Annotated in this window: 1 pseudogene; it reads right to left on the bottom strand. The window is 33.0% G+C overall.

The features are described from left to right. Positions 1 to 760: pseudogene (locus AB4496_RS23270) on the bottom strand (hypothetical protein); the annotation flags it as partial.

Here is a 760-nt window from a genome sequence, read left to right as displayed (position 1 = left end):
ATATATAATCAACCCTTTTGTCTATTATTTCTTTTCTTGCTAAGAGCATGTCCTCTTCTAGCATCACTTCAATTAGGAATTGGTTGCCAGCAATATTTCGATGGTAAGGCGCTGCAATGATACTGTTGTTGGTTTTTGCTAGTACAGGAGCGCCGGTTTCTATCCCAGAAAGAATTGTATGTGAATTAATACCGTTATCTTTTAATACTTTAAATATATCTGGTGGGTTTTCTATATTATCAAAAACAGTGGTTACTTTTTCTTCTGGTGACAAAATAACAATAAAAAGTGCTAAAGCTAAAGGAGCACCAGAGAAGATAACAATAATTTTTAAAACTGAATATCTAACAACATCGGACAATTTTATAATAAAGTATGCTTGAAAAGGTGCAGCTAAAACAAAGCACAGCCTCATTATTCTAATCTGCCAAAATAGCGCAAGAAATAAATTAAACATAAAGATGATGTACAATATTATTGCATGGTGGTTTTTTAACTTAAATATCGGGGATAGAATTGCGGGAACCAATAGCAACGCATAGTTTTCAACAGAAAATAAACCATGGGTTGATATATAACTAGCAACAGATTTAGCTTCCGTGACTTGATCAAGCCAATACATCTTAAGTATTGGAGGGTAATCAATTAATAAAGCACTAGTAAGTGATGGGTAAACAATAAAAACAGGAAGTAAACACAACAAACCAAGAGTAATAAACAGGAAAGTCCTTTCAATTACACTCTTATCATTACTCGCCAA

Source organism: Vibrio sp. 10N.222.46.A1, assembly GCF_041473595.1.
GTDB classification, from domain to species: Bacteria; Pseudomonadota; Gammaproteobacteria; order Enterobacterales; family Vibrionaceae; genus Vibrio; species Vibrio tasmaniensis_A.
Note: the sequence above shows the minus strand (reverse complement) of the source record. Positions and strands in the feature narration are given on the sequence as shown.